This is a genomic window from Enterococcus florum, from assembly GCF_004309355.1.
Taxonomy (GTDB): Bacteria; Bacillota; Bacilli; order Lactobacillales; family Enterococcaceae; genus Enterococcus_A; species Enterococcus_A florum.
Genome location: NZ_BJCC01000011.1, coordinates 1 through 674, shown reverse-complemented (window position 1 = coordinate 674; position 674 = coordinate 1). Strand labels below are relative to the sequence as shown.

At 42.4% G+C, this 674-nt stretch carries 1 protein-coding gene; it reads left to right on the top strand.

The genetic code is table 11. From position 1 onward, the window contains the following. Positions 1-555: helix-turn-helix domain-containing protein (locus tag NRIC_RS07135; RefSeq protein ID WP_146622012.1), on the top strand; the 555-nt coding region annotated here is incomplete at its 5' end. Positions 556-674: the final 119 nt, after the last annotated feature.

Here is a 674-nt window from a genome sequence, read left to right as displayed (position 1 = left end):
TGGTGTGCTTTATATGAAAATGAAGGGCCCACTGGTCTGATTGCCACGAATAAGAATAAAAAGTATTCGAAAGAATTGAAGCTGGCAGCGGTTCAAGAGTATCTTGCGGGTAGAGGCAGTCAAATAGATATTGCCAAAAAGTATGGATTAAGAAATGCAAAACAACTATATGACTGGATCAAGGTATATAATACTCATAGAAACTTCAAATCAGAAAGTGGTGGAAGCAGCATGAGTCAAACCCGTGAAACCAGTCAAGAGGAACGTCTGAAGATTGTGTTAGAATGTCTAGCTAGTAATAAGGATTATGGAGCAATGGCAATCAAGTATCAAGTGTCGTACCAAAATGTCTACAACTGGGTGAAGAAGTATGAGCAATTAGGCTATGAAGGTCTCCAAGATCGGCGTGGCCGCCGTAAAGCGAAACAAGTCCGTCGGACACCCGAGGAAGAAATCGCGATTGAAATGGCCAAACTAAAACAAGAAGTTGCACAGTTACAAATGGAGAACGATCTGTTAAAAAAAGTAAGGGAATTGGAAAGGAGGAATCGTTAGGACAATTTCGAAATGTCGTGGCTTACCAGGCGATTAAATTCATGCACGAAGAAAAGGGCTACCCGATAAAACCCATGTGCGATTTCCTGCAGGTAGCGCGCTCTGCCTACTATCGCTGG